General features: G+C 64.3%; 25 protein-coding genes. 13 read left to right on the top strand and 12 right to left on the bottom strand.

Translation table 11 applies throughout. The features are described 5' to 3' along the window. Nucleotides 1-24 precede the first annotated feature (24 nt). From UP06_RS03190 to UP06_RS03180, 3 genes are all read right to left on the bottom strand, one after another. A complete protein-coding gene (locus UP06_RS03190) occupies nt 25-654 on the bottom strand; it encodes a CvpA family protein (protein ID WP_045000393.1) in 630 nt (209 codons plus the stop codon). A 167-nt stretch (nt 655-821) separates the two neighbouring features. Then, a complete protein-coding gene (gene radA, locus UP06_RS03185; protein ID WP_045000391.1) occupies nt 822-2,267 on the bottom strand; it encodes a DNA repair protein RadA in 1,446 nt (481 codons plus the stop codon). Between the two features lie 18 nt (nt 2,268-2,285). After that, on the bottom strand, nt 2,286-3,014 hold the full coding sequence (locus tag UP06_RS03180; protein ID WP_045000388.1) for a sulfite exporter TauE/SafE family protein: 729 nt from the start codon (nt 3,012-3,014) through the stop codon (nt 2,286-2,288). Nucleotides 3,015-3,199: 185 nt separating this feature from the next. On the opposite strand from UP06_RS03180, the gene UP06_RS03175 reads away from it, so the two are divergent. The 3 genes from UP06_RS03175 to UP06_RS03165 all read left to right on the top strand — a co-directional run bounded on the left by UP06_RS03175 (nt 3,200) and on the right by UP06_RS03165 (nt 4,886). Beyond that, nucleotides 3,200-3,508 carry a hypothetical protein gene (locus UP06_RS03175; RefSeq protein WP_045000387.1) on the top strand — a complete coding sequence of 103 codons (309 nt, stop codon included), beginning with the start codon at nt 3,200-3,202 and terminating at the stop codon, nt 3,506-3,508. 90 nt (nt 3,509-3,598) lie between these two features. Beyond that, a complete protein-coding gene (locus tag UP06_RS03170) occupies nt 3,599-3,967 on the top strand; it encodes a GFA family protein (RefSeq protein ID WP_045000385.1) in 369 nt (122 codons plus the stop codon). Nucleotides 3,968-4,070: 103 nt separating this feature from the next. Next, nucleotides 4,071-4,886: an SGNH/GDSL hydrolase family protein gene (locus UP06_RS03165; RefSeq protein WP_045000383.1), complete on the top strand. Its 816-nt coding sequence runs from the start codon at nt 4,071-4,073 to the stop codon at nt 4,884-4,886. Nucleotides 4,887-4,997: 111 nt separating this feature from the next. On the opposite strand, the gene UP06_RS03160 is transcribed toward UP06_RS03165, so the two are convergent. After that, nucleotides 4,998-5,768: an exodeoxyribonuclease III gene (locus tag UP06_RS03160; RefSeq protein ID WP_045000381.1), complete on the bottom strand. Its 771-nt coding sequence runs from the start codon at nt 5,766-5,768 to the stop codon at nt 4,998-5,000. Nucleotides 5,769-5,809: 41 nt separating this feature from the next. On the opposite strand from UP06_RS03160, the gene UP06_RS03155 reads away from it, so the two are divergent. Beyond that, nucleotides 5,810-6,028, top strand: a complete 219-nt coding sequence (locus tag UP06_RS03155; protein ID WP_045000379.1) for a hypothetical protein — start codon at nt 5,810-5,812, stop codon at nt 6,026-6,028. A gap of 12 nt (nt 6,029-6,040) precedes the next feature. Here the strand turns inward: UP06_RS03155 and alr are convergent, their stop codons facing one another. The 3 genes from alr to UP06_RS03135 all read right to left on the bottom strand — a co-directional run bounded on the left by alr (nt 6,041) and on the right by UP06_RS03135 (nt 10,872). After that, complete coding sequence (gene alr / locus UP06_RS03150) at nt 6,041-7,318, bottom strand: alanine racemase (protein ID WP_045000377.1); 1,278 nt, start codon at nt 7,316-7,318, stop codon at nt 6,041-6,043. Between the two features lie 46 nt (nt 7,319-7,364). Further along, the gene (locus tag UP06_RS03145; protein WP_045000374.1) at nt 7,365-8,873 is read right to left on the bottom strand and encodes a replicative DNA helicase; all 1,509 of its coding nucleotides are present in this window, start codon (nt 8,871-8,873) and stop codon (nt 7,365-7,367) included. 748 nt (nt 8,874-9,621) lie between these two features. Further along, the gene (locus UP06_RS03135; RefSeq protein ID WP_045000369.1) at nt 9,622-10,872 is read right to left on the bottom strand and encodes a cyclopropane fatty acid synthase; all 1,251 of its coding nucleotides are present in this window, start codon (nt 10,870-10,872) and stop codon (nt 9,622-9,624) included. 270 nt (nt 10,873-11,142) lie between these two features. Between UP06_RS03135 and UP06_RS03130 the strand changes: the two genes are divergently transcribed. From UP06_RS03130 to UP06_RS03120, 3 genes are all read left to right on the top strand, one after another. Further along, complete coding sequence (locus tag UP06_RS03130) at nt 11,143-12,156, top strand: hypothetical protein (RefSeq protein WP_045001117.1); 1,014 nt, start codon at nt 11,143-11,145, stop codon at nt 12,154-12,156. Between the two features lie 103 nt (nt 12,157-12,259). Next, complete coding sequence (locus UP06_RS03125) at nt 12,260-12,871, top strand: TetR/AcrR family transcriptional regulator (RefSeq protein WP_045000368.1); 612 nt, start codon at nt 12,260-12,262, stop codon at nt 12,869-12,871. Beyond that, entirely contained in the window at nt 12,868-13,335 is a 468-nt protein-coding gene (locus tag UP06_RS03120) for a PaaI family thioesterase (RefSeq protein ID WP_045000367.1), read from the top strand. Before UP06_RS03125 ends, UP06_RS03120 begins: the two co-directional genes overlap by 4 nt. Nucleotides 13,336-13,371: 36 nt before the next feature. Here the strand turns inward: UP06_RS03120 and rplI are convergent, their stop codons facing one another. From rplI to rpsF, 4 genes are all read right to left on the bottom strand, one after another. Then, nucleotides 13,372-13,977, bottom strand: coding sequence for a 50S ribosomal protein L9 (gene rplI / locus UP06_RS03115; protein WP_045000366.1), 606 nt, complete (start codon nt 13,975-13,977; stop codon nt 13,372-13,374). 47 nt (nt 13,978-14,024) lie between these two features. Further along, nucleotides 14,025-15,002 carry a YybS family protein gene (locus UP06_RS03110; protein ID WP_045001115.1) on the bottom strand — a complete coding sequence of 326 codons (978 nt, stop codon included), beginning with the start codon at nt 15,000-15,002 and terminating at the stop codon, nt 14,025-14,027. Between the two features lie 125 nt (nt 15,003-15,127). Then, complete coding sequence (rpsR, locus tag UP06_RS03105; RefSeq protein WP_007592020.1) at nt 15,128-15,367, bottom strand: 30S ribosomal protein S18; 240 nt, start codon at nt 15,365-15,367, stop codon at nt 15,128-15,130. A 5-nt stretch (nt 15,368-15,372) separates the two neighbouring features. After that, entirely contained in the window at nt 15,373-15,876 is a 504-nt protein-coding gene (gene rpsF, locus UP06_RS03100; RefSeq protein WP_045000365.1) for a 30S ribosomal protein S6, read from the bottom strand. A 332-nt stretch (nt 15,877-16,208) separates the two neighbouring features. Between rpsF and UP06_RS03095 the strand changes: the two genes are divergently transcribed. Together UP06_RS03095 and UP06_RS03090 are read left to right on the top strand one after the other, a co-directional pair. Next, nucleotides 16,209-16,916, top strand: a complete 708-nt coding sequence (locus tag UP06_RS03095; protein ID WP_045000364.1) for a TetR/AcrR family transcriptional regulator C-terminal domain-containing protein — start codon at nt 16,209-16,211, stop codon at nt 16,914-16,916. Nucleotides 16,917-16,918: 2 nt separating this feature from the next. Then, on the top strand, nt 16,919-17,944 hold the full coding sequence (locus UP06_RS03090) for a fatty acid desaturase family protein (RefSeq protein ID WP_045000363.1): 1,026 nt from the start codon (nt 16,919-16,921) through the stop codon (nt 17,942-17,944). On the opposite strand, the gene UP06_RS03085 is transcribed toward UP06_RS03090, so the two are convergent. Continuing rightward, complete coding sequence (locus UP06_RS03085) at nt 17,941-19,209, bottom strand: GGDEF domain-containing protein (protein ID WP_050031536.1); 1,269 nt, start codon at nt 19,207-19,209, stop codon at nt 17,941-17,943. The genes UP06_RS03090 and UP06_RS03085 overlap by 4 nt on opposite strands. A 301-nt stretch (nt 19,210-19,510) precedes the next feature. Here UP06_RS03085 and fabD point away from each other — a divergent pair, with 301 nt between their 5' ends. The 4 genes from fabD to fabF all read left to right on the top strand — a co-directional run bounded on the left by fabD (nt 19,511) and on the right by fabF (nt 23,144). Beyond that, nucleotides 19,511-20,470: an ACP S-malonyltransferase gene (gene fabD / locus UP06_RS03080; protein WP_045000362.1), complete on the top strand. Its 960-nt coding sequence runs from the start codon at nt 19,511-19,513 to the stop codon at nt 20,468-20,470. 12 nt (nt 20,471-20,482) lie between these two features. Then, on the top strand, nt 20,483-21,220 hold the full coding sequence (fabG, locus tag UP06_RS03075) for a 3-oxoacyl-[acyl-carrier-protein] reductase (RefSeq protein WP_045000361.1): 738 nt from the start codon (nt 20,483-20,485) through the stop codon (nt 21,218-21,220). A gap of 310 nt (nt 21,221-21,530) precedes the next feature. Then, nucleotides 21,531-21,770 carry an acyl carrier protein gene (locus tag UP06_RS03070; protein ID WP_008130699.1) on the top strand — a complete coding sequence of 80 codons (240 nt, stop codon included), beginning with the start codon at nt 21,531-21,533 and terminating at the stop codon, nt 21,768-21,770. Between the two features lie 108 nt (nt 21,771-21,878). After that, nucleotides 21,879-23,144: a beta-ketoacyl-ACP synthase II gene (fabF, locus tag UP06_RS03065; protein ID WP_045000350.1), complete on the top strand. Its 1,266-nt coding sequence runs from the start codon at nt 21,879-21,881 to the stop codon at nt 23,142-23,144. The last annotated feature ends 58 nt before the right edge of the window (nt 23,145-23,202 follow it).

Here is a 23,202-nt window from a genome sequence, read left to right as displayed (position 1 = left end):
GTCAGCGCCTCTCTGTGGGCTCAATCAACGTGCCGCAGGTTTCTCGATCAGCTTCTTCAGGCCATCACGAGCCGGTTTACTGTATCCGTCGCCACTGCCCGGAGGCTGCTGCTCGGTATCAGCTTGATCATCATCTGGTTTGTTTTTCTTGAATCTCTTCAAGATGGTGTTCTCGGGGTCATCCGGCAAGAGGGACATCAGCCAATCCCCGGTTCCCTGGAGCACCACGCGGGATTTGGCCCCCGTGACCCAGTCCGGGCGCTGCTTGTCCGGCACCAGCCAGGTGAAGAACAGGAAGGCCACCACGACGATCAACAGCCCGCGAGCCAGCCCGAACAGGAAGCCGAGGGTACGGTCCAGGGCGCCGATTCGCGAATCCAGGATCATGTCGGAGATCCGGACCGTGATCACGGAGACCACGACCAGGGTACCGATGAATACGCCGGCGACCACCACTACGCTCGCGACCGTATCGTTGTTGAAATAGGTCTTTGCGGTCGGCAGCAGCTTGGAGAACGAGTACAGCGTGACGATCGCCGCCGTGCCCCAGGCCGCGATCGACAGGATTTCGCGCATGAAGCCGCGGACCATGGCGAGCAGGCCCGAGATCAGCATCACACCGAGCAGGATCAGGTCGAGGAGTGTAACTGGCATCGGCTGGTCTGGTCCGCTCGTACTCTCAAAGGTGCTCAGCGAATCGGTGTTTGGCCGCCGCCCTAACTGAGGGCCAGACGGCGTTCCCGGCAAGGCCGCAACCACGCAATCCCATGCTGCTTTTGTGACGGCTGTATAGCGGTGGGGGCGCGGGACGTCACCTCCACCTAGCCCTCTCCGCGGCGGAATCTTGCCGGTGTGGCATTTTTCTCTGCCGGCGCGCTCGAGTCGCCCCGGCGGGAGCCGCGAGCGGCGATCTCGGCAACTAACGTCGTCAGGCTGTTGATCGCGTTGAGGGTGAGCCCGGCATCGCCGCTGGCCTCGCCTCGGGCCGATTCGGGCAGCACAGCGCGCTGGAAGCCTAGTTTTGCCGCTTCCTTCAGCCGGGCCGGGGTCTGCGCCACTGGGCGGACCACGCCGGACAGTGAAATCTCGCCGAAATAGACCGCATCGGTGGGTAACTGCGCATTAACCAGCGATGACACCAGTGCCGCCGCGGCGGCAAGGTCGGCCGCCGGCTCGTGGATGCGCAAGCCGCCCGCGACGTTCAGATAGACGTCGTGGCCGGACAGCTTGACCCCGCAATGGGCCTCCAGCACCGCGAGCACCATCGACAGTCGGCTAGGGTCCCATCCGACCACGGCCCGGCGCGGCGTGCCGAGCGAGGTTGGCGCCACCAGCGCCTGCAACTCGACCAGAAGGGGCCGGGTGCCTTCGATGCCGGCGAAGACGGCGGTGCCGGGCGTGCCGAGATCGCGCTCGGAGAGGAACAATTCTGACGGGTTGGTGACCTCGCGCAGGCCAAGGCCGGTCATCTCGAACACGCCGATCTCGTCGGTCGGGCCGAAGCGATTCTTGACGGCGCGCAGGATTCGGAACTGTTGCGAGCCTTCGCCTTCGAAGGACATCACGGCATCGACCATGTGCTCGACCACGCGGGGGCCAGCGATCTGGCCGTCCTTGGTGACGTGGCCGACCAGGATGATGGCCGCACCGGTCTTCTTGGCAAACCGTATTAGCGCCTGCGCCGAGGCGCGCACCTGCGTCACCGTGCCGGGGGCGGATTCCACCGTGTCCGTCCACATGGTCTGGATCGAATCGATCACGATCAGCCGGGGGACCGCGCCTTCCGACAGCGTCGAGACGATGTCTTCCACCGATGTCTCGGCGGCAAGCTGCACCGGCGCATCCGATAGTCCGAGACGCTCGGCGCGCAGGCGCACCTGAGCGATGGCCTCTTCGCCCGAGATGTAGACGATGCGATGTCCGGCGCGCGCCATCAGGCTGGTAGCCTGCGTCAGCAGCGTCGACTTGCCGATGCCGGGATCGCCGCCGACCAGCAGCACCGAGCCGCGGACAAAGCCGCCGCCGGTGACTCGGTCGAGCTCGGTCATGCCGGAGGAGAGGCGCGGTGCATCCGGGCTCTTTCCGGCGAGGCTCTCCAGCGCAAACGTCCGCCCCTTGCGCTTGGAGCGGATCGATACCGGTACGCTGCCGGTCGCGTCCTCCTCGGCGAGCGTATTCCACTCGCCGCAGGATTCGCACTTGCCCTGCCAGCGGTTATAGGCCGCGCCGCAGTTCTGGCAGACGAAGGAAAGCGTGTTCTTGGCCATGGGGACAGTGAGTCGTGCTCAGGAGGATTGGGTTGCGTTCCATAGCATGGAGAGCCCCGCCGCGACCATGATCGCGTCCATCACCATGCGGAACATGTCCGCCTTCAGGTGCAGCACGAAGCGCTTTGCGACGAAGGCGCCAACCATCAGCGAGGAGCCTGCGACCAGGCCCTTGATGAAGACTTCTTGCGTCAGCGCGCCGAAGCGTTCGAAGGTCACGGACTTCGCGAAGTAGAGGCCGAGCGAGGAGGCAGCCTCGGTCGCAAGAAAGGCGCCTTTGCTCAGGCCGTAGAACAGGAACAGCGGCACGCTGAGCGGGCCGGTCGAGACCACGATTCCGGTGAGATAGCCGATCACTGCCCCGCCGATCGCGAGATGCCAGAGATTTGCTTTCAACTCGTGCCGCGCCAGCCAGTGCCGGACCGGAACCATCGCGATCAGAAAGAGACCGATGGCGAGATCGACGGCGTGCGAGGGCAGCGCCAGCAGCGTGCGCGCGCCGAGCACCGCGGCCGGAATACCCGTCACCGAATAAGCCGCGCAGGCCCGCCAGTCGACCTCGCGCCACCAGGCCAAAATCCGCGAGAAATTCGCCATCACGGAGGCCACCGCCATGATCGGCACGGCTTCCTTCGGCCCATAGGCATAGACGAGCACCGGCATCAGCATGATCGACGATCCCGTGCCGACGATGCCGGAAATGGTGCCGGCGATGAGGCCGACCGTGAGGACAAAGAGAAGGGCCAAGGGCAGGGCTCCGGGAATCAAAAGAGTGTAGCCGGAGGAAGCGCGGAGAGCGAACGGTCGGGTCACCAGCCCGTAGTTAATTGCAGGTGTCGCAGGCGCCGACAATCCGATCCGCTCGCCGGCCTGATCCTTCAAATTTGAAGCGTATTGATCGGGGCACTCGCTCAAAGAATTTGAGGTCCGCGATGCCCGATCACCATTCCTTCTCCGCCCTCGACCGCCATGCGGTACTCAGCGGATCCGATGACGGTTTTCCCTGGTACGCCGGCGCGATGCTCGCGGTCGAAGCCAGCGAAGTGGTGCGGCTGCGCTGCGAGAAGCTCAGCCATGGCGACGAGGCCGCCGGGCGCGAGGCCGCCCTGATGGTGAGCGAGAAGGTCGCCGCCGCGTTCGAGGCGATGGCGAGCCTGCTTGCGGGCGCAACGCCGGCCACGATCATCCAGCGCTATCGCGAGCATGTGGCCGCGAACGCCAAGCGGCTGTCCGCGAACTAGGCTTTCCGACCGGCGTCGCGCGCTGCTGACAGCATGTTGGCAGCAGGGGCGGGCTATGACCACCTCCTGACAAAATGGAGGGTGCGGGACATGCCGATCGAGGCAAGCTGTCATTGCGGTGAGACGGTGTTTGAGGTGACAGAGGCGCCATCGAGCGTGACGCGCTGCACCTGTTCGCTCTGTGCCAAGCGCGGCGCGTTGTGGGCCTATTACACGCCGGCGCAATTCCGCCTGCTGTCGCCGCCGGAGAACGTTACGACCTATCGCTGGGGCAGCCGCACCGTCAAACATCATTTCTGTGCAAGCTGCGGCTGCGGCACCTATTCGGAGTCGCCGGACTGGTCGACCGGCAAGCCCGACTTCGACAATCCCAGGGTCGGCATCAACGCACGCCTGTTCGACGATTTCGATCTCGAGGCGGTGCCGGTGAACCTTATCGACGGCAAGAATTTGTGGTGAGCACGCGGTTGCACGCATAGCTGCTGCACGCCCGTCCTCTTGAGGCGGCCGGGGAAAGCTGATCTGTTTCCGGCCTCAGTAAAAAGAAAAGGGGAGGAAGCCGATGATGCGTCTTTTGGCGCGAGCCATGCTCGCAATGTGTCTGGCCGCTGCGGCCAGCTTCAATGCACAAGCGCAGACCAAGCCGAAGGTCACGACATCAGGACCGGACTTTCCCAAGGCCGCTTTGTTCGTCGGCAACAGCTTCTTCTACTACAACAATGGCATGCCTGGGCATCTCTCCTTTATGGAGCGGGCTGCGGATGCCGACAACAAGGCGGCGTATCGCAACACCATGGCCACGATCGGCGGCTCCGGGCTCGACTGGCACGACATGGACAATCTGCTGCGGCCGGGCGGCATCGGTGCCTATTCCTTCGACGACCGGAACAATGTCGTCTTCAACAAGCCTGGCAAGCAGTTCGACGCGGTCGTGATGATGGATTGCAGCCAGTGCCCGATCCATCCGCAATTGAAGGATGCGTTCGCGACCTTTGCGAAGAGGGACAGCGAGATCGTCCGCGCCCACGACATGCGGCCGGTGCTGTTCATGTCCTGGGCCTATGCCGACAAGCCGGAAATGACCGATGGCTTGGCCGAGGCCTACACAATCGCCGGCAATGCCAATGATGTGCTCGTGATCCCCGCGGGCCTCGCCTTTGCCCGTGTCCGCAAGCTCCAGCCGGAGCTCAATCTCTATGCGCCGGACAAGCGGCATCCGAGCCCGGCGGGGACGTACCTTGCGACCTGCGTGACGCTCGCCGCGCTGACGGGCCGCTCGCCGGTTGGCAACTCCTATACGATGGGTATCGATCCGGAGACGGTGCAGCTGCTGCAAAAAGCCGCGTGGGACACGGTGCAGGAGTATTACGGGCGCTGATCTGGCGCGATTTCGTAGGGTGGGTTAGCCGAAGGCGTAACCCGCCGCTTCTGTCTTCGCGGAAATTAAAGAGGTGGGTTACGCTTCGCTAACCCACCCTACGGATCCGCGCTATTTCAACACCACCCATGCCGGTGCGTGATCGCTGGCGCCGTCCTCGCCGCGGACTTTCTTGTCGACGCCGGCCTTCGCCAGGCGTGAGACAAGGGCAGGGCTCAGCAGGAGATGATCAAGCCGAAGGCCCGCATCGCGCGGCCAGCGGTTCCGCTTGTAGTCCCAGAAGCTGTAGATCCGCTCCTCCGGATGCAGCTCGCGGATCGCATCGCACCAGCCCTGCGCGACGAGCGAGGCAAACGCCGCGCGGCTCTTCGGCTGGATCAGAGCATCCTTGTCCCATGAGCGCGTGGGATAGATGTCGATCGCCGTCGGCGCCACGTTGTAGTCGCCGGCCAGCACCACGGGCAGATCCTGCTTGATGAAGGTCTTGGCGTGGCGCTTCAGGCGTGCAAACCAGTCGAGCTTGGTGTCGAATTTCGGCCCCGGCTGCGGATTGCCGTTCGGCAGGTAGATGCTGGTGACGATGACGCCGCGCACCGCGGCCTCGATGTAGCGCGCCTCGTGATCGTCAGGTCTCCCCGGTAGCCGGTCGCGCGTCAGAATGGGCTCGGCGTTGCGGGCGAGGATGGCGACGCCGTTCCAGGTCTTTTGTCCGCGCCAGACTGCGCCGTAACCGGCCTTCTCGATCGCGGCCGCCGGAAATTCGCCATCACTTGCCTTCAATTCCTGAAGCGCGACGACATCGGGCTTGGCCGCGCGCATCCATGCCAGCAGATTGGGCAGGCGGCGGTTGATGTTGTTGATGTTGAATGTCGCAATCTTCATGTAGAGCTGATCGCCTCTTACGTTCCGTTACCGGAGATAAAATGTCCAAGTTGAGCCTTGCCGCTATCGCATTCGTCGTCGCGCTCTCCGGGGTCGATTCAGCACAATCGGCCGATCCGCGCGGCGCGTGCAAGGCGGATTACGACAAATTCTGCGCTGGCATCGCACCGGGCGGCGGCATCGTCGCCTGCCTCAACGGCAAGCGCGACCAGCTCAGCGCGACCTGCAAGGCGGCGCTGGATAGCAGGAAGAAGAAGTAGGCGGCTGAGAGCTTAGCTCGGCAGCGGCGGCGGGCTCGTTGGCTGCTCGACCGGCGGCGGCGAGGGCGGCTGCTCTGTGGCCTGCGCTGGGGCCGGCCGTTCCAGCGGCTCGACCACGTTGCCGCCCTTGTAGACGCGGGCGTAGCGGCGGCCGAGGCTGGTCAGGACCTCATAGCCGATGGTGCCGAAATGATGCGCGAGCTCATCGACGGTGATGCCGTCGCCGAGCAGCGTCACCAGATGGCCGCGCCGCGCCGAGTTCGGTGGCAGGTCGGTGATGTCGATCGCGATCAGGTCCATGGACACGCGGCCCGCGACCGGGCAGCGCTTGCCGGCGACGATCACCTCGGCGCCGCGGGTGCCGTCATTGGAGCTGGCGGCGCGGAAATAGCCGTCGGCATAGCCGACCGCGATGATCGCGAGCTTGGTGGGCCGCCGCGCGGTCCAGGTGCCGCCATAGCCGACGCTCTCGCCGCGCTCGACATTGCGGACCTGCACGATGCGCGCCTTGAGATCGACCACCGGCTGCATCGGATTGTCGGCCTCCGGCGTCGGATTGACGCCGTAGAGTGCAGCGCCTGGCCGCACCAAATCGAACTGGAACGGCGCGCCCAGGAAGATGCCGGATGAATTGGCGAGCGCCGCCGGCACGCCGGAAAATTCGCTGGCGATGCCACGGAAGGCCGCGAGCTGTTTTGCGTTCGCGGGGCTATTGAGCTGTTCGGCCGAGACCAGATGGCTCATCACCAGCGTGATGCCGTGATCGCCGGCATTGATGCGGGGGATGATGGCCTGCGCTTCCGCGAGCGTCAGCCCGAGCCGGTTCATGCCGGTGTCGATATGGATCGCGGCGCCCCCGGACCAGCCGGTGCGGCGGCAGAACACATCCCATTCGGCGAGCTCGTTGAGATCCCCGATCACCGGCCGGCAGTTGATCTTTGCGTAGTGCTCGCCGGTGTTCTGGAAATAGCCGCCGAGCACGTAGATCGCGGCCTCCGGCACCGCCGCGCGCGCCGTGCGCGCTTCCTCGATGGTGGCGACGAAGAAGGTCTTGCAGCCGGCCTTGTTCAGCGCATGCGCGACCTGCCCTGCGCCGCAGCCATAGGCGTCGGCCTTGATCACCGCCGCGCATTCGGCCGGCACCGCCGTCTTCTCGAGCTTGCGCCAATTGGCGATGATGGCGTCGAGATCGACGGTGAGCACGCCGCCATAGGCTGCAAGCGCGGCAGCCTGATTGGCCTCCGCGGAGAGAAGGCCGGATTGTGGGATAGTTTTCGGGTCGGACGCCATTGTCATGGCGCCGTTTTACGCAAGAGGCAGGCTTGGTTCAAGGAACTCAGTAGTCGTTGCCGCTACGATCCGGCAATTGAGCGTCAGACGCGAGGTCGCCGAACCGCGTGACCGAGGCTTCGAAGGCCAGATCGACGGTGCCTGTCGGGCCGTGGCGCTGCTTGCCGATGATGACTTCGGCCTTTCCGTGCGCAAGACTCATGTCAAGCTGCCACTTCTCGTGTTCAGGCGTACCCGGGCGCGGCTCCTTCATGGCGAGGTAATATTCCTCGCGGTAAACGAACAGCACGACGTCGGCGTCCTGCTCGATCGAGCCCGATTCACGCAAGTCGGAGAGCTGCGGCCGCTTGTCGTCGCGCGATTCCACCTGACGCGAGAGCTGCGACAGCGCGATCACAGGGACGTTGAGTTCCTTGGCTAGTGCTTTCAGGCTGGTCGTGATCTCCGTGATTTCCTGGACGCGGTTTTCGCTCCGCTTGCCCGAGCCCGACAACAGCTGGATGTAGTCGATCACGAGGAGATCGAGACCCTTCTGCCGCTTTAGCCGGCGAGCACGCGCCATCAGCTGCGCGATCGACAGACCGCCGGTCGCGTCGACATAGAAAGGCAGCGATTGCAGCTCGATCGAAACGTGGCGGATCTTCTCGAAATCGGCTTCCGTGATGCCGCCACGGCGGATGTGGGAGGAGGAAATGCCGGTGCGTTCGGCCACGATACGCGTGGCGAGCTGGTCGGCCGACATTTCGCAGGAGAAGAAGCCGATGACGCCGCCATTGGCAGCCTTCATGGTGCCGTCGGCCTGGAGTTCGGCGACATAGGCCTGGGCGACGTTGTAGGCGATGTTGGTCGCCAGCGACGTCTTGCCCATGCCGGGACGTCCCGCGACAATGATGAGGTCGGAGTGCTGCAAACCGCCCATCTTGGTGTCGAGATCGCGCAGGCCCGTTGAAATACCCGACAGCTTACCGTCGCGCTGGAACGCCTTTGCCGCGAGATCGACGGCAACCGCCAGCGCCTGCGAGAATTTCTGGAAGCCGCCGTCATAGCGACCGGATTCGGCGAGTTCGTAGAGGCGGCGCTCCGCGTCCTCGATCTGTGCGCGCGGCGCGAAATCGACCGGGGCGTCATAGGCGACATTGACCATGTCCTCGCCGATGCCGATCAGGTCGCGACGCAGTGCGAGATCGTAGACGGTGCGGCCGTAGTCCTGGGCGTTGATGATGGTGGTCGCTTCAGCCGCGAGGCGCGCCAGATATTGGCCGATGGTCATGCCGCCGACGTCGGTGTCGGCGGGCAGGAACGTCTTCAGCGTCACGGGTGTGGCGATCTTGCCCATCCGGATCAGGCTCGAGGCGGTCTCGTAGATGGTCTGGTGCAGCGGTTCGAAATAGTGCTTCGGCTCCAGGAAGTCGGAGACGCGGTAGAAAGCATCGTTGTTGACCAGGATCGCGCCCAGAAGGCTCTGTTCCGCCTCGATATTATGCGGCGCGCTCCGGTAGGCGGGAGTTCCGGCATCGGGCGCGAGTTTGAGAACGTTCGAATCAGTCAGGGCCATGGTCGATCGATAGCAATTTTCTGGGGCGGATGCGGGGCCGGGATAAAGCGCCGCCCCAACCCAAAGCGGAAGTAAAAGCTCGTCTCTATCAACCGATCATTAAAGCGGTGGATGATTAGCAGTCGCAGCACGCGCCGCGCTTGACGGATTTTTGCGGAACTCGCCCGCGCTGGAAGCAGCCGCGACCGCACCACGGAAAAATCCGGAACTCATGAACCTAAAGGAATGAGGTGCAGACGTACTGAAGAGCGCGCGAAATGACGCACGCTGGGAGCTTTCGGCTCGGTTCAGACCAGCAGAAGGTAGACCAGCGCCACCAGAGCCGCTCCGACGCCGGTGGCGATCAGGGCGTAATCGGTGCGGAGGTCGTCCTGCACGTCGAATGAGGTTTGGGTCTCTTTGCTCATGGCGACGATCTAGGCCAGGACCGCCCGGACTTATGTGAAGCAGATCACATCTCCCCAGATTCTTTCGGGGGTATGCATGGAACAGGCAGGCGGGCAGGGGATTGTCCCCTCCCAGGGAGACGAGGCAGGCAATGCGGCCAGAACGGCAGCCCCAGATTTGGCGAAGCGAGGCAGGTAGCCGGTTGTGGCTGTCCGGGCTGATCGCCGCCATGGAGCATGCCGCGCCGCCGGAGCAGCGGCGCCTGCCGGTCGCAGCTGAAACGCTCGCGGCATTGCGCACCCAGCTGGCGTTACCGGCGTCTTGCCGGATCTCCCCGATTTCGACCCTGCGACACTAGAATCTATTCACCTGCAAGCTTCAGTCTCGGCTTGGCGCCGCCTTCGAGGGCGCGCAGCCGGTTTTCCTCGCGCGCGATGTAGTCGCGGGTCATCGGCACCACGCCTTGGCGCTTGGTGAGCTGAAGCTGGAAGTTCATCATGTCCTGCTTTCGAAACGTCATCTCGCAGGCCGCGAGGTAAAACTCCCACATCAGTGCGAAGCGCTCGTCGTAGAGCTGCACGGCTTCCTCGCGTCGGGCCATGAAGCGCTCCCGCCAGGCTTTCAGCGTCTCCGCATAATGCAGGCGCAGGATCTCGACGTCGCAGACCAGGAGCCCGGCGCGCTCGATCGAAGGCAGCACCTCCGACAGCGACGGGATGTAGCCGCCGGGGAAGATGTATTTGGCGATCCAGGGATTGGTCGAGTCCGGCCCTTGCGACCGGCCGATCGAATGCAGCAGCATGACGCCGTCCTCGCTCAGAAGCTCGGCGCAGCGCTGGAAATAAGTATCGTAGAATTTGACTCCGACATGCTCGAGCATGCCGACCGAGACGATGCGGTCGAACGGCCCATCGATGTCGCGATAGTCCTGGAGCAGGAACCGCGCCGACCGCGTCAGGCCCTTCTCGGCGGCGCGCGAATTTGCAACCTGCAACTGTTCCGTCGACAGGGTGATGCCTGTGACATCGGCGTCTGCGATCTCCGCGAGATAGAGGCCGAGCCCGCCCCAGCCCGAGCCGATGTCGAGCACGCGCTGGCCGCCTTTGACAAGCAGCTTTGCGGCGATGTGCCGCTTCTTGGCGAGCTGGGCGTCGTCGAGCGTGGCCTCCGCCGTCTCGAAATAGGCGCAGCTATATTGCTTGTCGGCGTCGAGGAAGAGCGAATAGAGCCGGCCGTCGAGATCGTAGTGATGTGCGACATTGCTGCGGGAGCGCGTGCGCGGATTGAACTGCTTCAAGTGCCGCACGAAATAACGCAGGTGCCACCAGGGTTTTGCCCAGTGCGGCAATAGGTCGGGTTGATCGAGCAGGGTCGCGAGGGCATCAGCTATGGTGCCGCGCTCGACGACGAACTCGCCGTCCATATAGGCCTCACCAAGCCCGAGCTCGGGATTGATGAGGACTCTCCTTTGGGCGTCAGCAGTGACGAAGCGGACTTCGACCGGCTCACCAGTGCCGTCACCGACGCTGAATTTCAATCCTCCCGCCGTGGTCACCGTCATCGACCCGCGGCGGATGAATTGAGACAGGAATTTACGCAACAATCGGTCCATCGACACACACCTCTCGAGCGAACCCGAAAAGAAGCGACTAAACCCGGCCGTCACACGCCTGAGACTATATTGGTTCCCATGCGTTCGCATGTAAATCTAGGCAGCCTGTGCCTGCCCCGCTATTGCGTTGTGTACAAAGCCGATATTCGAAAAACGCGTAATCACATGCTTGTTCAGTGCGCTTCCATTCGCAGCGCAATCGGCTAAAAGGTGACCGCCGCCGCGCTGCATGCCGGCCGTATCTGTCGGATTTCAATGGAGATGATGGGAATGTCGAGCCGAGCGCTCAGCCTCGCCACGGTGCTGTTTCTGATCGGCTTCGGCGCCACCGATGCCGTTCTGGCGCAGGCGACGAACCTCGAGGCCGGCAAGGCCCCATCCCAGATCTTCGCGCAGACCTGCAATGCCTGTCACAAGAGCCCGAGGGGTCTGTTGAAAACGGTAGCGCCGGGCTCGCTGCCGGGTTTCCTGCGTCAGCACTACACGACCAGCCCCGACATGGCTGGCGTGCTGGCCTCCTACCTCGTCTCCAATGGCGCCACCGACGCACGCTTCCAGTCCAAGGATGGCGCCAAGGACGGCAAGGACAAGAAGGACGGCGCCAAGGAGAAGGACGCCAATACCAACCCGGCGCAGTCCCCTGATCATCAGGGCCGCCGCCAGCGCGCGCAAGAGGCCGCCAAGCCGGAAGGCGAGGGTGCGGCAGCTCCGGCGCCTGAAGGCCGTCAGAAGCGCGCGGCGCGGCCGAGCGAAGAGGGTGCGAAGGAAGGGGTAAAGCCCGAGGCCGGCACCGAGCCATCGCCCGAGGGCCGCAAGGCCAAGCGGCTCAGCAAGCGCGGCAAGCCGGGGGCCGAGGATGCGGCTGCGCCGTCGTCCGGCGACAAGAAGGGTGAACCCAAGGCCGAACCGAAGAGCGACAGCGCAAAGATCGATTCTGGCCGCGACGAGTCCAAGCCCGAAAGCAGCAAGCCGTCCGAGAAGCCCGCCGAGGCCAAGCCTGACAGTGCCAAGGTCGAGCCGAGCGGCAGCGAGGCTCCGGCGTTGCGTCCCGATCCGGTGCCGGCGGTGACGCCGGCCCCGCCTGCGGCCGCTGCGAAACCCGTCGAGCCGGCTGCGCCCAAGCCTGCTGAGGTCGCCGCTCCCAAATCGGCCGAGCCCGCCACCAGCGGCAGCTCCGAGCCGGCGGCCAAGCCGCAGGAATCGGCCCCGCCGGCGACCTCCGCAGCTCCGCCACCTGCGCCAGCCGATCAGTCTGGTCCGCCGACCCCGCCGATCTCGCGATAAGCCAATTTTCAGATCGATCCACGGAGGTCGCGCCGTCGCGGCCTCCGTGTCGTCTTGACCGTGATTAGAGTATTACTCTAGAGTATAACTCTAGGAGATACGGATGACATCCGGCGTGCGTGAGGAGCTGTTGGCGGCGGGGCTCGCGGTGTTCGACCGTGTTGGCTTCGAGGGCGCGACGGTGGCCGCAATCCGCACCAAAGCGCGCGCCTCCAACGGCAGCTTCTTTCATGTCTTCGGCTCCAAGAAGGAGCTCGCCGGCGCGCTGTTCCTGGAAGTGCTGCGGCACTATCACGCTGCGATGCTCGCCGCGCTCGATCCCGTGCCCAATGCGCCGCAGGGCATCGATCGCCTGATCCGCGCTCATCTCGACTGGGTCGTGTTGAGCCGCCGCGAGGCGCGCTATCTCTTCGAGATCTCGCGCAGCGAATGCAGCGAGGACGTTCGCGACGCCCAGCGCGCGCAGAATGCACGCCTTGCCGAAGGCCTCGAGCGCTGGCGTGCGCCGCTGGTCGCGCGCGGCGAGCTTTTGCCGATGGCGCCGGTGATGTTTGTCAGCCAGCTGATCGGCCCGGCGCAGATATTCTGCCGGGCCTTTCTCTCGGGGCGCGACCGCGCCGATCCGCGCGCTGAGGCCGAGACGCTGATCGCCTGTGCCATCCGCGCGCTGGTGCCGCCCGGGCGTATCAACAACAAGGATGGAGTGGCGTCATGAGCAACGAGGCTGATCCTGATTTCGCAGCCGTAGCTGAGCGCATCCATGCCAATGTCGGCCGGCAGGGCTTTATGAACCTGGTCGGTGCCGAACTGTCCGAGCTGTCGCGCGGCATGTGCACGATTGCGGTCGAGCGCCGGCCTGAGCTGTTGCAGCAGCACGGCTTCTTCCATGGCGGCGTCACCGCCTTCCTGGTCGACAACGCCACGACGATCGCAGCCGCCACCTCGCGTGGCCAAGCGGCGCTGACAGCGGAATACAAGCTCAACCTGTTATCGCCGGCAGTCGGTGAGAAGCTGATCTGCCGGGCGCGCGTGATCAAGCCGGGCCGCCAGGTCTCCGTGGTCGCCGCCGATGTGTTCTGCGTGAGCGACGGCGTCGAGAAACATACGGCAACCGCGTTGGCCTCGATTGCGATGCTGAGCGAGGACGTCGCCGCAAAAACGAAAAGCCCGGCCGCTTGAGGCGGCCGGGCTTCGTTGCCTGCTTGAACGCGAGGCTTACTTCTCGGTCTCTTCCGCAGCCGGCGCCGGCTCGGCGTCGTCCTGCTGGGCTTCCGGATCGAAGAACTCGCCGGCGGCGGCGATCGCTTCGGCGGCTGCGTCGCGGTCTTCGTTGCGGGTCGAGATGTCCTCGCCGCGGTTGATGCGCTCGGCCTCGTCCTGGCTGCGCGCAACCGTGACGGAGACCTCAACCTCGACCTCGGGATGAACGGCGACGGTGATGGTGTGCTTGCCGATGGTCTTGATCGGCGCGTCGAGCTGCACCTGCGGACGGTCGAGCGAAACGCCATCGGCTTCGAACGCCGTGACGACGTCGCGCACGGTGACCGAGCCGAACAGCTGGCCGGCTTCAGAAGCCTGACGGATCACGACGATGTTCTTGCCCTGGATCTTCTCGGCGATCTTGGAGGCCTCGCCCTTACTCTGGAGGTTGCGAGCCTCGAGGTCGGCCTTCATGCCGTCGTACTTGGCGCGGTTGCCTTCGGTGGCGCGCAGCGCCTTGCCGCGCTTGAGCAGGAAATTACGGGCATAGCCGTCGCGAACCTTTACGACTTCGCCCATCTGACCGAGCTTGCTCACGCGTTCCAGCAAAATGACTTCCATATTCGTTCTCCTTTGAAGTGCTCTGAGTTTCAGTTTCGGGGTTGGACTTAAGAGGTCGGCAGCGGTGGCGGCTGCCGGTTGCGCAGAAAGCGTTCGCGGAAGCCGAACACGGCATCCGCAAGGCCAAGGATCACCATCGCGATCACCGGCCAGCCGAACACGACGACGACGGCATAGGTCGAGCCGAGCCAGAAGGCGCGGCTCTTCAGCGCCAGCGTCAGCGTATGCAGCACGGCGAAGCCGGTCAGTGCGTAGGCCATCATTAGCGCCGCCGTCGTGATCTGAGCGAGGATCGCGAGCAAGCCGCCGGTGAAGCAGAAGGCGAGCGCGATGCAGAGCACGGCGAGCGTCATCGGCGGCAGTTCGGCCGCCATCAGATCCGGCCAGGGACGTCGCAGCCGGCCAGACGTCGCCGTCACCTTGGCGCTGAGCCAGAGGTTGAGGGTGAGCGTCATCATCGCGACAATGGTGGCGGCGGCCGGCGCGATCGTCACGAGCGCGTCGACGAACTGGTCGGCCTCGCCCGAGACCTGCGGGTCGGCGGCGCGGAGGATGCGCATCAGGCCGCGCCGCAGCGTGCCGGTAATGGTCTCGGCATCGGTGCCGAGCGTGAGCAGGGCGGCGATCGTGGTCAGTGTGGCAAAGCCCGCGACCCACAGCAGGATGCGGCCGACGGGATACCATTCGATGTCGGGTGCGGACGGCGCTTCGGTGGCATGGGAAGAGGCGGCGCCGTCCACCGGCCGGCCGAGCAGGACGAGATGGCCGAGCCACCAGGCCGGCAGCGCGACGGTGACGGCGAAGGCGAGGCAGTAGGGCAGGCCGAACAGGGCGCCGAGGGCGAGCGCGGCGCCGATGCCGCCGAGGGTTGCGCAAAGCGGCCCCCAGCCGATCGAGGCCACCATCAGCGGCAGCGGTGCGAGATAGAACAGCACGAGCGAGATCAGCGCGCCCGAAATAATCGAGGCGAACATCAGGGCCGACGCAGCGCCGGCGATCAGGGCGATCAGTGCAAAGGTCATCAGCTGTCCCGCTCCCTTCGAGCGGTTAGAGGCATCTCGCCCCAACCATCGGCGACCGGACGACCCGGAAGCCTTATGAAATTCAAAGAGTGCGGCCGGCGGCGATGTCGCCGCCGGCCGAATTCGTCTTAGCGAATGACGTAGGGCAGCAGGCCCAGGAACCGCGCGCGCTTGATGGCGCGGGCGAGCTCACGCTGCTTCTTCGCGGACACCGCGGTGATGCGGCTCGGCACGATCTTGCCGCGCTCGGAGACGTAACGCATCAGCAGCTTGGAGTCCTTGTAGTCGATCTTCGGAGCATTCGCGCCCGTGAACGGGCAGCTCTTGCGGCGACGGAAAAACGGACGGCGTGCACCAGCTTCAGCCATTGATCTTACTCCGCATCCGTCGTCGTGGTGGTTTCAGCTTCGTCGCGCGGACGGCGCGGGCCGCGATCGCCGCGGAAGCCGCCGTCACGATCGCCACCACGGAAACCGCCCTCGCGGTCGCCACGGAAGCCGCCGCCTTCACGATCGCGGAAGCCACCGCCACGGTCGTCACGCTCGCGATCGCGATCAGCCTTGCGCATCATCGCGGACGGGCCTTCCTCGAGCTCTTCGACGCGAACGCTGAGATAGCGGATCACGTCTTCGCTGATCCGCTCCTGGCGCTCGATCTCGGCGATCGCCGCAGACGGCGCCTCGATGTTGAGCAGCACGAAGTGCGCCTTGCGATTCTTGTTCATGCGGTAGGTGAGGGAGCGCACGCCCCAATTCTCGGTCTTGGTGACCTTGCCGCCGAGACCCTCGACGATGCCGGTCATCTGCGCAGTCAGCTCTTCGACCTGCTGCGTGCTCGCGTCTTGGCGCGCGAGAAAAACATGCTCATAGAGAGCCATGGAAGTCCTTTCCTCATGTTGGCGCATCGCCCGGCGTCAAGCCCTTAAGAGGCCTTCGGAAAGGACTCTGGGATTAAGCTCAGAAGGCGGAAGCACGGGACGACGGGCCGACTGGCCCTGCCACACCAAAATCACGAATGATTTGTTGAGACCGTCCGTTCAGCTCCCGGCCGGGGTCTGCGGATGGCGCGCTTATACGGATTTTGGCCGGCTTTGCAAGGTTGCAGGACCGGCTGCCGGCCCGGATGGTCCCGGTATAGGCGCGTCAGGGTAGCCGGGCAGCTTGATTTAGTTGTTTGTATGGCATACAAATAAGCCAAGGGAGAGGGCCAATGACGGAAAAGTCGGTCCAGAGGCCGCTTGAGCCATCGGCTGGCGACCCCAAGCACGTCGCGCGTGCGACACGCTCGGCCGGTCGCAAGATGCGTTCCCTGCTGCTGGATGCGGCGAGCCCGCTGTTTCGGGAGCAGGGGCTGTCGGGCACCTCGATCACCGATATTGTAGCCGCCGCGGACGCGTTCCCGAGCCAGATCACCTATTACTTCGGCACCAAGGAGGCGCTGTTCGTCGAATGCGCCTGCCGCGATCTGTTGTATCTGGCGCGCGCGACCGAACTGGCGGCGCTGAAGGCGCGCTCGCCGCGGGAGTACACCCACGCGCTGACCGAGACAGTGACGGCAAGCGATTCGATCGCCTTCTTCGCCGAGGCGCTGACGCTGACGCGGCGGCGCCAGGATCTTGCGCCGCTGGTCGAGCGCACCATCGAGCGCCTGCACAGCGAAGGTGCGCGCGCCTATGCGAGCCAGGTCGCGCGGCACGGCTGGCGCTCCCTGCGGGCGCCCGACGAAAGCTCGCGGCGGTTCTGGGCGGTGGCCGTGGGTGTCATCCTCGAAGGCTACGCCATGGGCCGTTCACCGGATCAGCTCTGTGCCGAGATGCTGCGCGTGCTCGGCGAGCAGGCAAAATCCACTGGCGATGCCGCGCGCCTTCGCCTTGTCGACGACCGCGACGCTTCAACCAGTTCGAATGGGGAGAGTTAGCCATGACCGCGCTTCGCATGCGTGCCCGCGATTTCCTGACCGAGGACCAACTCGTCGACGTGCGCCAGCGCGTGACATGGAAGGGCGTGGCGCTGATCGCACACGCCTGGGCGCTGATATCAGGCGCGATTGCGCTCGTTGCATGGTGGCCCAATCCGCTGACCTACATTTTCGCGGTCGCCATCATCGGCTCGCGCCAGCTTGGGCTTGCGATCCTCATGCATGACGGCGCGCATGGTTGCCTCTCTGCCGACGAGACAACCAATCTGACGCTGAGCCAATGGTTCTGCGCCTATCCGATCTTCGCGGAGACGCGCAGCTATCGCCGCTATCACCTCCAGCATCACGCGCGCACGCAGCAGGAGGACGATCCTGATCTCGTGCTGTCGGCGCCGTTTCCGATCACGAAACTAAGCTATCGCCGCAAATTCATTCGCGATCTGACCGGACAGACCGGCTATCAGCAGCGCAAGGCGCAACTGCTCAACGCGCTGGGACCAAAGGATTGGTCGTTGCGGCAGCGTCTTGCGCATTTTTGGGAAAAACTCGGCCCGCAATGCGCCGTCAATGCCGTGATGTTTGCCGCGCTCGCGGCGGCCGGCGTGTGGTGGGCCTATCCGCTGCTATGGCTGGTGCCGCTGGTGACTTGGATGATGGTCATCACCCGCATCCGCAACATCGCCGAGCACGCCGTCGTCCCTGACAGCAGCGATCCCCTGCGCAACACCCGCACGACGCATGCCAATTTTCTCGAGCGACTGTTCATTGCGCCGTACTACGTGAACTATCACCTAGAGCATCATCTCTTGTTCTACGTACCCTGCTACAATCTGCCGAAGGTCCATCGCCTGCTCAGCGAGAGCCGGCATGCCGGGGCGATGGAAGTGCAGCCGAACTACGCCGCAGTGCTGCGGCTCGCCACCGCAAAGCCGAATCACGACGACCGGCCAGGGCAATTGGCAAGCAGCGCACGCCGCGCGAGGGCCGGCGCGGAGGTCGGTGCGGATCAGAAGGCCGGCGGTTTCTAGCAGGCCAGGGCGTGAGCTTTCGGCGCTGGCAAGAAAGGTATCGCTTCAGGCACGAGCGAGACCGGCTCGACCGTGGCACCGTGGATAACAAAAGCGCCTTTGCCGCGGCGCTTGGCTTCGTACATTGCACGATCGGCGGCGCTCAGCAGATCGTCGACGGTCACGCCGTCGCGCGGCGCCGACGCGAGGCCGATGCTGGCTCCGACGCGGGCCGCCGGAGCAAACTCGAATGGCTCGGCCACACGCGCGATGATCCGTTGGGCCACTGCGGCAGCCTCGTCGTCCGTGATATCGAGCAGCAGGATCACAAACTCGTCGCCGCCGATGCGGCACACCACGTCAGCGTCGCGCACGCTGGCGCAGAGGCGCTTCGCCACCGCGACGAGAACGGCGTCACCCGTGGCATGTCCAAACCTGTCATTGACACCCTTGAAGCCGTCAAGATCGACGCAGAACACGGTGAGCTTCGAGGTCGCCGCCGCTGCGTCCGGCCATGGGCCGTCGAGCATCTCGGCAAAAAGCTTCTGGTTGAGGGCGCGATTGGGAAGGCCGGTGAGCTGGTCGTGATGCGCCATCAGGCGGTTGTTGCGCTCGGAATGATGGAGGTCGAGCAGGATCTTGTGGTTTTCCAGCAGCAGGAAGATCATCCCCGCCGTGTAGACCGGCGTTTGCAGCCCGATGATGAACAGGAACGGGACCGGCGACAGCATCGTCGCCAGCGCGAAGGGCAGCGTCAGGATGCAGATCAGGAGAATGCCGTAGCGCGGCGTCCCGGCGTTGCGCGAGGCGATGCCGCCGACGAGATTCGCTAACCCAATGCCGGCCATCAAAACCAGCGGCATGACGCCGGACGCGACGCATTGATAGCAGCCGGCGGAAATCAGGATGACGGATGATAGCCCGGCCCAGATCGGCGCGACGTTCACCGGCGCCCGCCGATCCCGCTTCGCCTTTGCGAGGGCTTTCATCATCAGGCAGATGCGCGTGCTGCCGAGAGCGATCTCTGCCAGCACCCAGGCATAGGCCCATGCGGCGCCAGTCATCGCTGCGGACAGCGACGCGATCAGCAGCGATGCAGCGACTGCCACCACCAGCGTCTTGGTCTTGTTGGTTCGTTGCTGGAGCAAGTCGTTGTGGATGTCGTCAGGCTGTGGGCGCGGCCCGGCGAGCAGCCAGTCGACGCAGGCCTGCAAAGGAAGCCATTGCTGCTGCGGTTGCCCGGCAGAAGCGGAAGCGATCGATGTCTGTCTGACCATGGTTGCCATAGAAGCAATCTAGCTGCGCGGCATTTAAGGTCGCTTAAGTCATGGAACCGAGTTCCCGACAGCGTAAACGCTTTGCCAGCGGGCGACGCGCGGCAAGCTCGGTAGGTGCACAGCAACGGACGGCTTTCGGGGCGCGATCCTGTGACCGGGTGCCCATGGGAAAACCCCTACGCGGCTTGACAGCGCGGCCCCGGTCGTTGTCTACGGCCCCTTTGGAGCATCATCGGGAACCAAGGCTTGGGCCGGACGTAGTCGGCTGCCGGTTCTTGAAGAGACTGCTCGAGCGATCCGGGGAGCGCCGATGACGGCAGCATTCACATTTCCAGGGCAGGGTTCCCAGGCGGTTGGCATGGGCAAGGCCCTGGCCGACGCCTTCCCGGCCGCGCGCGCCGTGTTCGACGAGGTCGATGCCGCGCTCGGGGAGAAGCTGACGGCCATCATCTGGGATGGCCCCGCCGAAACCCTCCAGCTCACCCAGAATGCCCAGCCGGCGCTGATGGCAGTATCTGTGGCCACTCTGCGCGTGCTGGAGAGCGAGGCGGGTTTTTCCGTGGGGCGGGATGCCGCTTTCGTCGCCGGCCACTCGCTCGGTGAATATTCGGCGCTGGCTGCGGCCGGCAGCCTGACGATCTCCGACACTGCACGGTTGCTCCGCACCCGCGGTCTCGCAATGCAAAAAGCCGTGCCGGTCGGTGCCGGTGCCATGGCCGCACTGCTCGGCCTCGACTATGAGGCCGCTATGGCGGTCGCCCACGAGGCGGCGCAAGGCCAGGTCTGCCAGGCCGCCAATGACAATGGTGGTGGCCAAGTGGTCGTCTCCGGCGACAAGGCAGCAGTCGATCGCGCCGTCGAGATCGCCAAGGTCAAGGGTGCCAAGCGCGCCATGCTTCTCCCGGTGTCCGCGCCGTTCCATTGCAAGCTGATGCAGCCGGCTGCGGACGCCATGGCCGAGGCGCTGTCCAAGGTCACGATCAAGGCGCCGGCTGCGCCACTGGTGTCGAACGTGCTGGCGAGCGCCATCACCGATCCCGACGAAATCCGCCGCCGGCTGGTCGAACAGGTCACCGGCACGGTGCGCTGGCGCGAGTCGGTTGCCTATATGGCTGGGCAGGGCGTCACGCGCTTCTTCGAGATCGGCGCGGGCAAGGTGCTGACCGGACTCGTCAAGCGCATCGCCGACGGCGCCGTCGGAGTTGCGGTCGGCGGGCCGAACGACATTGCCGCCGCCAAGGATGCATTGGCCGCTGCGAAGCAGGCCTAGAGGAGTCTTTCAATGTTCGATCTGACTGGCCGAAAGGCGCTCGTCACCGGCGCGACCGGTGGCATCGGCGGTGCGATTGCGCAGGCCCTGCACGCACAGGGCGCCACGGTTGCGATTTCGGGAACGCGGAAGGAAGTGCTGGATGAGCTTGCCGGCAAGCTCGGCGAGCGTGCCCTTGTGCTGCCCTGCAATCTCTCCAAGGCCGACGAGGTCGAGGCGCTGGTGCCCGCCGCGGAAAAGGCTATGGGGCAGGTCGATATCCTCATCGCCAATGCGGGCATCACGCGCGACAATCTTTTCGTCCAGCTTCGCGATGAGGACTGGGACGAGGTCATCAACGTCAACCTGACGTCGACCTTCCGTCTCGCCCGCGCCGCCACCAAATTGATGATGCGCAAGCGCTTCGGCCGCATCATCGCCATCACCTCGATCGTCGGCGTCACCGGCAATCCGGGGCAGGGCAATTACACCGCGTCGAAGGCCGGCCTGATCGGCATGATCAAGACGCTCGGCGCCGAGTATGCCAAGCGCGGCGTGACTGCGAACTGCATCGCGCCCGGCTTCATCAAGACGCCGATGACGGATGCGCTCAATGACAAGCAGCGCGAAACGATTCTGACCAAGGTTCCGGCAGCCCGTCTGGGGACGCCCGAGGACATTGCGGCAGCCGCCGTCTACCTGAGTTCGAGCGAAGCAGCCTACGTCACAGGCCAAACCATCCACGTCAACGGCGGCATGGCCATGATCTGAGGCCTCGTTCCGCACCGCCCACATGGGCGGGGTCGGATGCGGCAAACGGCCGTTTCCGGAGCGAATTGAGGCTTGTAGTCAAGGCAGTTGAAGTATGATAACCGGACGTTCAATGGATGGGCAAAGAACGCCATTGCAGGTTTTTGAAACCCTGTATATTGGCGATGCGGAGCCTTGGCCGTCGTTCGCCGGGCCTGCATCGGTTAGGATGGGGCCAAATCAAAGTTCGTAAGCGAAGGCAGTCAACGACCACGACGGCTCGTATCGTCCCGGGGGGTCGGGTCTACAGGGAACAACACGAGGTTAAGCAATGAGTGACATTGGCGAACGGGTTAAGAAGATCGTGGTCGAACACCTTGGTGTTGAACCCGAGAAGGTTGTCGACGCAGCGAGCTTCATCGACGACCTCGGCGCCGACAGTCTGGACACCGTCGAGCTGGTGATGGCGTTCGAAGAGGAATTCGGGTGCGAGATTCCGGACGACGCCGCGGAGACGATTCTCACCGTCGGCGACGCTACGAAGTTTCTCGAGAAGAACGCGAAGAGCTAAGGCTCTTCATTTTCGCGGGGACAACATTGAAACCGGACGGGCCGCTTCCCAGCGGTCAGCCGGTTTCTTGTTATTGGCCGTGAATCTATCGATGCGGAGTTTTCGGATATGAGGCGGGTTGTCGTCACGGGTCTCGGCATGGTGTCGCCGCTCGGCTGCGGCGTCGAGCCGACCTGGAAACGCATCCTCAACGGCGAAAGCGGTGCGCGCAAGATCGAGAGCTTCGACGTCTCCGATCTTCAGACCAAGATCGCCTGCACCGTGGTACGCGGTGACGGTTCGAACGACAGCTTCAATCCCGATATCTGGATGGAGCCGAAGGACCAGCGCAAGGTCGACGACTTCATCATCTTCGGCATGGCGGCTGCGGGCCAGGCGCTCGACGATGCCAATTGGCATCCCGAGTCCGAAGAAGACAAATGCGCGACCGGCACCATGATCGGTTCCGGCATCGGTGGCCTCAACGGCATCGCCGAGACCGCGGTCCTGCTGAAGGAACGTGGGCCGCGCCGAGTGTCGCCTTTCTTCATTCCGGGCCGTCTGATCAATCTCGCCTCCGGCTATGTCTCGATCAAGCATGGGCTGAAGGGGCCGAACCATTCGGTGGTCACGGCCTGCTCGACCGGCGCTCACGCGGTCGGCGATGCCGCCCGCCTGATTGCGCTGGGCGACGCCGACGTCATGGTCGCCGGCGGCGCCGAATCGCCGATCGGCCGCATCGGCATTGCCGGCTTCAACGCTGCGCGTGCGCTGTCGACCGGCTTCAACGAGACGCCCGAGAAAGCCTCGCGTCCTTACGACAAGGACCGCGACGGCTTCGTGATGGGCGAGGGCGCCGGCGTCCTGGTCCTGGAAGAACTCGATCATGCCCTGCGTCGTGGCGCGAAGATCTATGCCGAGGTGATCGGCTACGGCCTCTCCGGCGATGCCTATCACATCACCTCGCCGTCGCCCGACGGCGATGGCGGCTTCCGCAGCATGGCGGCAGCGCTGAAGCGCGCCGGGCTGACGTCGTCCGATCTCGACTACATCAATGCGCACGGCACCTCGACACCGCTTGGCGACGAGATCGAGCTTGGTGCGGTCGAGCGACTCCTTGGTAATGCCGCCTCGAAGGTCGCGATGTCCTCGACCAAATCCTCGACCGGCCATCTCCTGGGCGCGGCAGGCGCGATCGAGGCAATCTTCGCTATTCTCGCGATTCGCGATAATGTCGTGCCGCCGACTATCAACCTGGACAATCCGTCGGTCGAAACCGCGATCGATCTCGTGCCGCATAAGGCGAAGAAGCGCGAGGTCAACGTTGCGTTGTCGAATTCTTTTGGTTTTGGCGGTACCAATGCGTCGGTCATCTTCCGGCGCCTGGTCCAATAGTTTGTGGTTGCGACGAATCCACCGTTTTGCCGTATTCGGCGATAGTCATACACGTGGG

The sequence above is a fragment of the Bradyrhizobium sp. LTSP857 genome (genome assembly GCF_000938285.1).
Classification (GTDB): Bacteria; Pseudomonadota; Alphaproteobacteria; order Rhizobiales; family Xanthobacteraceae; genus Bradyrhizobium.
The sequence above is the reverse complement of the archived record's forward strand: the minus strand, read 5'-3'. Positions and strand labels throughout refer to the sequence as shown.

Bases quoted from the DNA above. Each gene is read 5' to 3' on its own strand.
- UP06_RS03190 (WP_045000393.1), bottom strand. From the start codon at position 654: ATGCCAGTTACACTCCTCGACCTGATCCTGCTCGGTGTGATGCTGATC.
- radA (WP_045000391.1), bottom strand. From the start codon at position 2,267: ATGGCCAAGAACACGCTTTCCTTCGTCTGCCAGAACTGCGGCGCGGCC.
- UP06_RS03175 (WP_045000387.1), top strand. From the start codon at position 3,200: ATGCCCGATCACCATTCCTTCTCCGCCCTCGACCGCCATGCGGTACTC.
- UP06_RS03170 (WP_045000385.1), top strand. From the start codon at position 3,599: ATGCCGATCGAGGCAAGCTGTCATTGCGGTGAGACGGTGTTTGAGGTG.
- UP06_RS03165 (WP_045000383.1), top strand. From the start codon at position 4,071: ATGATGCGTCTTTTGGCGCGAGCCATGCTCGCAATGTGTCTGGCCGCT.
- UP06_RS03160 (WP_045000381.1), bottom strand. From the start codon at position 5,768: ATGAAGATTGCGACATTCAACATCAACAACATCAACCGCCGCCTGCCC.
- UP06_RS03155 (WP_045000379.1), top strand. From the start codon at position 5,810: ATGTCCAAGTTGAGCCTTGCCGCTATCGCATTCGTCGTCGCGCTCTCC.
- alr (WP_045000377.1), bottom strand. From the start codon at position 7,318: ATGGCGTCCGACCCGAAAACTATCCCACAATCCGGCCTTCTCTCCGCG.
- UP06_RS03145 (WP_045000374.1), bottom strand. From the start codon at position 8,873: ATGGCCCTGACTGATTCGAACGTTCTCAAACTCGCGCCCGATGCCGGA.
- UP06_RS03135 (WP_045000369.1), bottom strand. From the start codon at position 10,872: ATGGACCGATTGTTGCGTAAATTCCTGTCTCAATTCATCCGCCGCGGG.
- UP06_RS03130 (WP_045001117.1), top strand. From the start codon at position 11,143: ATGTCGAGCCGAGCGCTCAGCCTCGCCACGGTGCTGTTTCTGATCGGC.
- UP06_RS03125 (WP_045000368.1), top strand. From the start codon at position 12,260: ATGACATCCGGCGTGCGTGAGGAGCTGTTGGCGGCGGGGCTCGCGGTG.
- UP06_RS03120 (WP_045000367.1), top strand. From the start codon at position 12,868: ATGAGCAACGAGGCTGATCCTGATTTCGCAGCCGTAGCTGAGCGCATC.
- rplI (WP_045000366.1), bottom strand. From the start codon at position 13,977: ATGGAAGTCATTTTGCTGGAACGCGTGAGCAAGCTCGGTCAGATGGGC.
- rpsR (WP_007592020.1), bottom strand. From the start codon at position 15,367: ATGGCTGAAGCTGGTGCACGCCGTCCGTTTTTCCGTCGCCGCAAGAGC.
- rpsF (WP_045000365.1), bottom strand. From the start codon at position 15,876: ATGGCTCTCTATGAGCATGTTTTTCTCGCGCGCCAAGACGCGAGCACG.
- UP06_RS03095 (WP_045000364.1), top strand. From the start codon at position 16,209: ATGACGGAAAAGTCGGTCCAGAGGCCGCTTGAGCCATCGGCTGGCGAC.
- UP06_RS03090 (WP_045000363.1), top strand. From the start codon at position 16,919: ATGACCGCGCTTCGCATGCGTGCCCGCGATTTCCTGACCGAGGACCAA.
- UP06_RS03085 (WP_050031536.1), bottom strand. From the start codon at position 19,209: ATGGCAACCATGGTCAGACAGACATCGATCGCTTCCGCTTCTGCCGGG.
- fabD (WP_045000362.1), top strand. From the start codon at position 19,511: ATGACGGCAGCATTCACATTTCCAGGGCAGGGTTCCCAGGCGGTTGGC.
- fabG (WP_045000361.1), top strand. From the start codon at position 20,483: ATGTTCGATCTGACTGGCCGAAAGGCGCTCGTCACCGGCGCGACCGGT.
- UP06_RS03070 (WP_008130699.1), top strand. From the start codon at position 21,531: ATGAGTGACATTGGCGAACGGGTTAAGAAGATCGTGGTCGAACACCTT.
- fabF (WP_045000350.1), top strand. From the start codon at position 21,879: ATGAGGCGGGTTGTCGTCACGGGTCTCGGCATGGTGTCGCCGCTCGGC.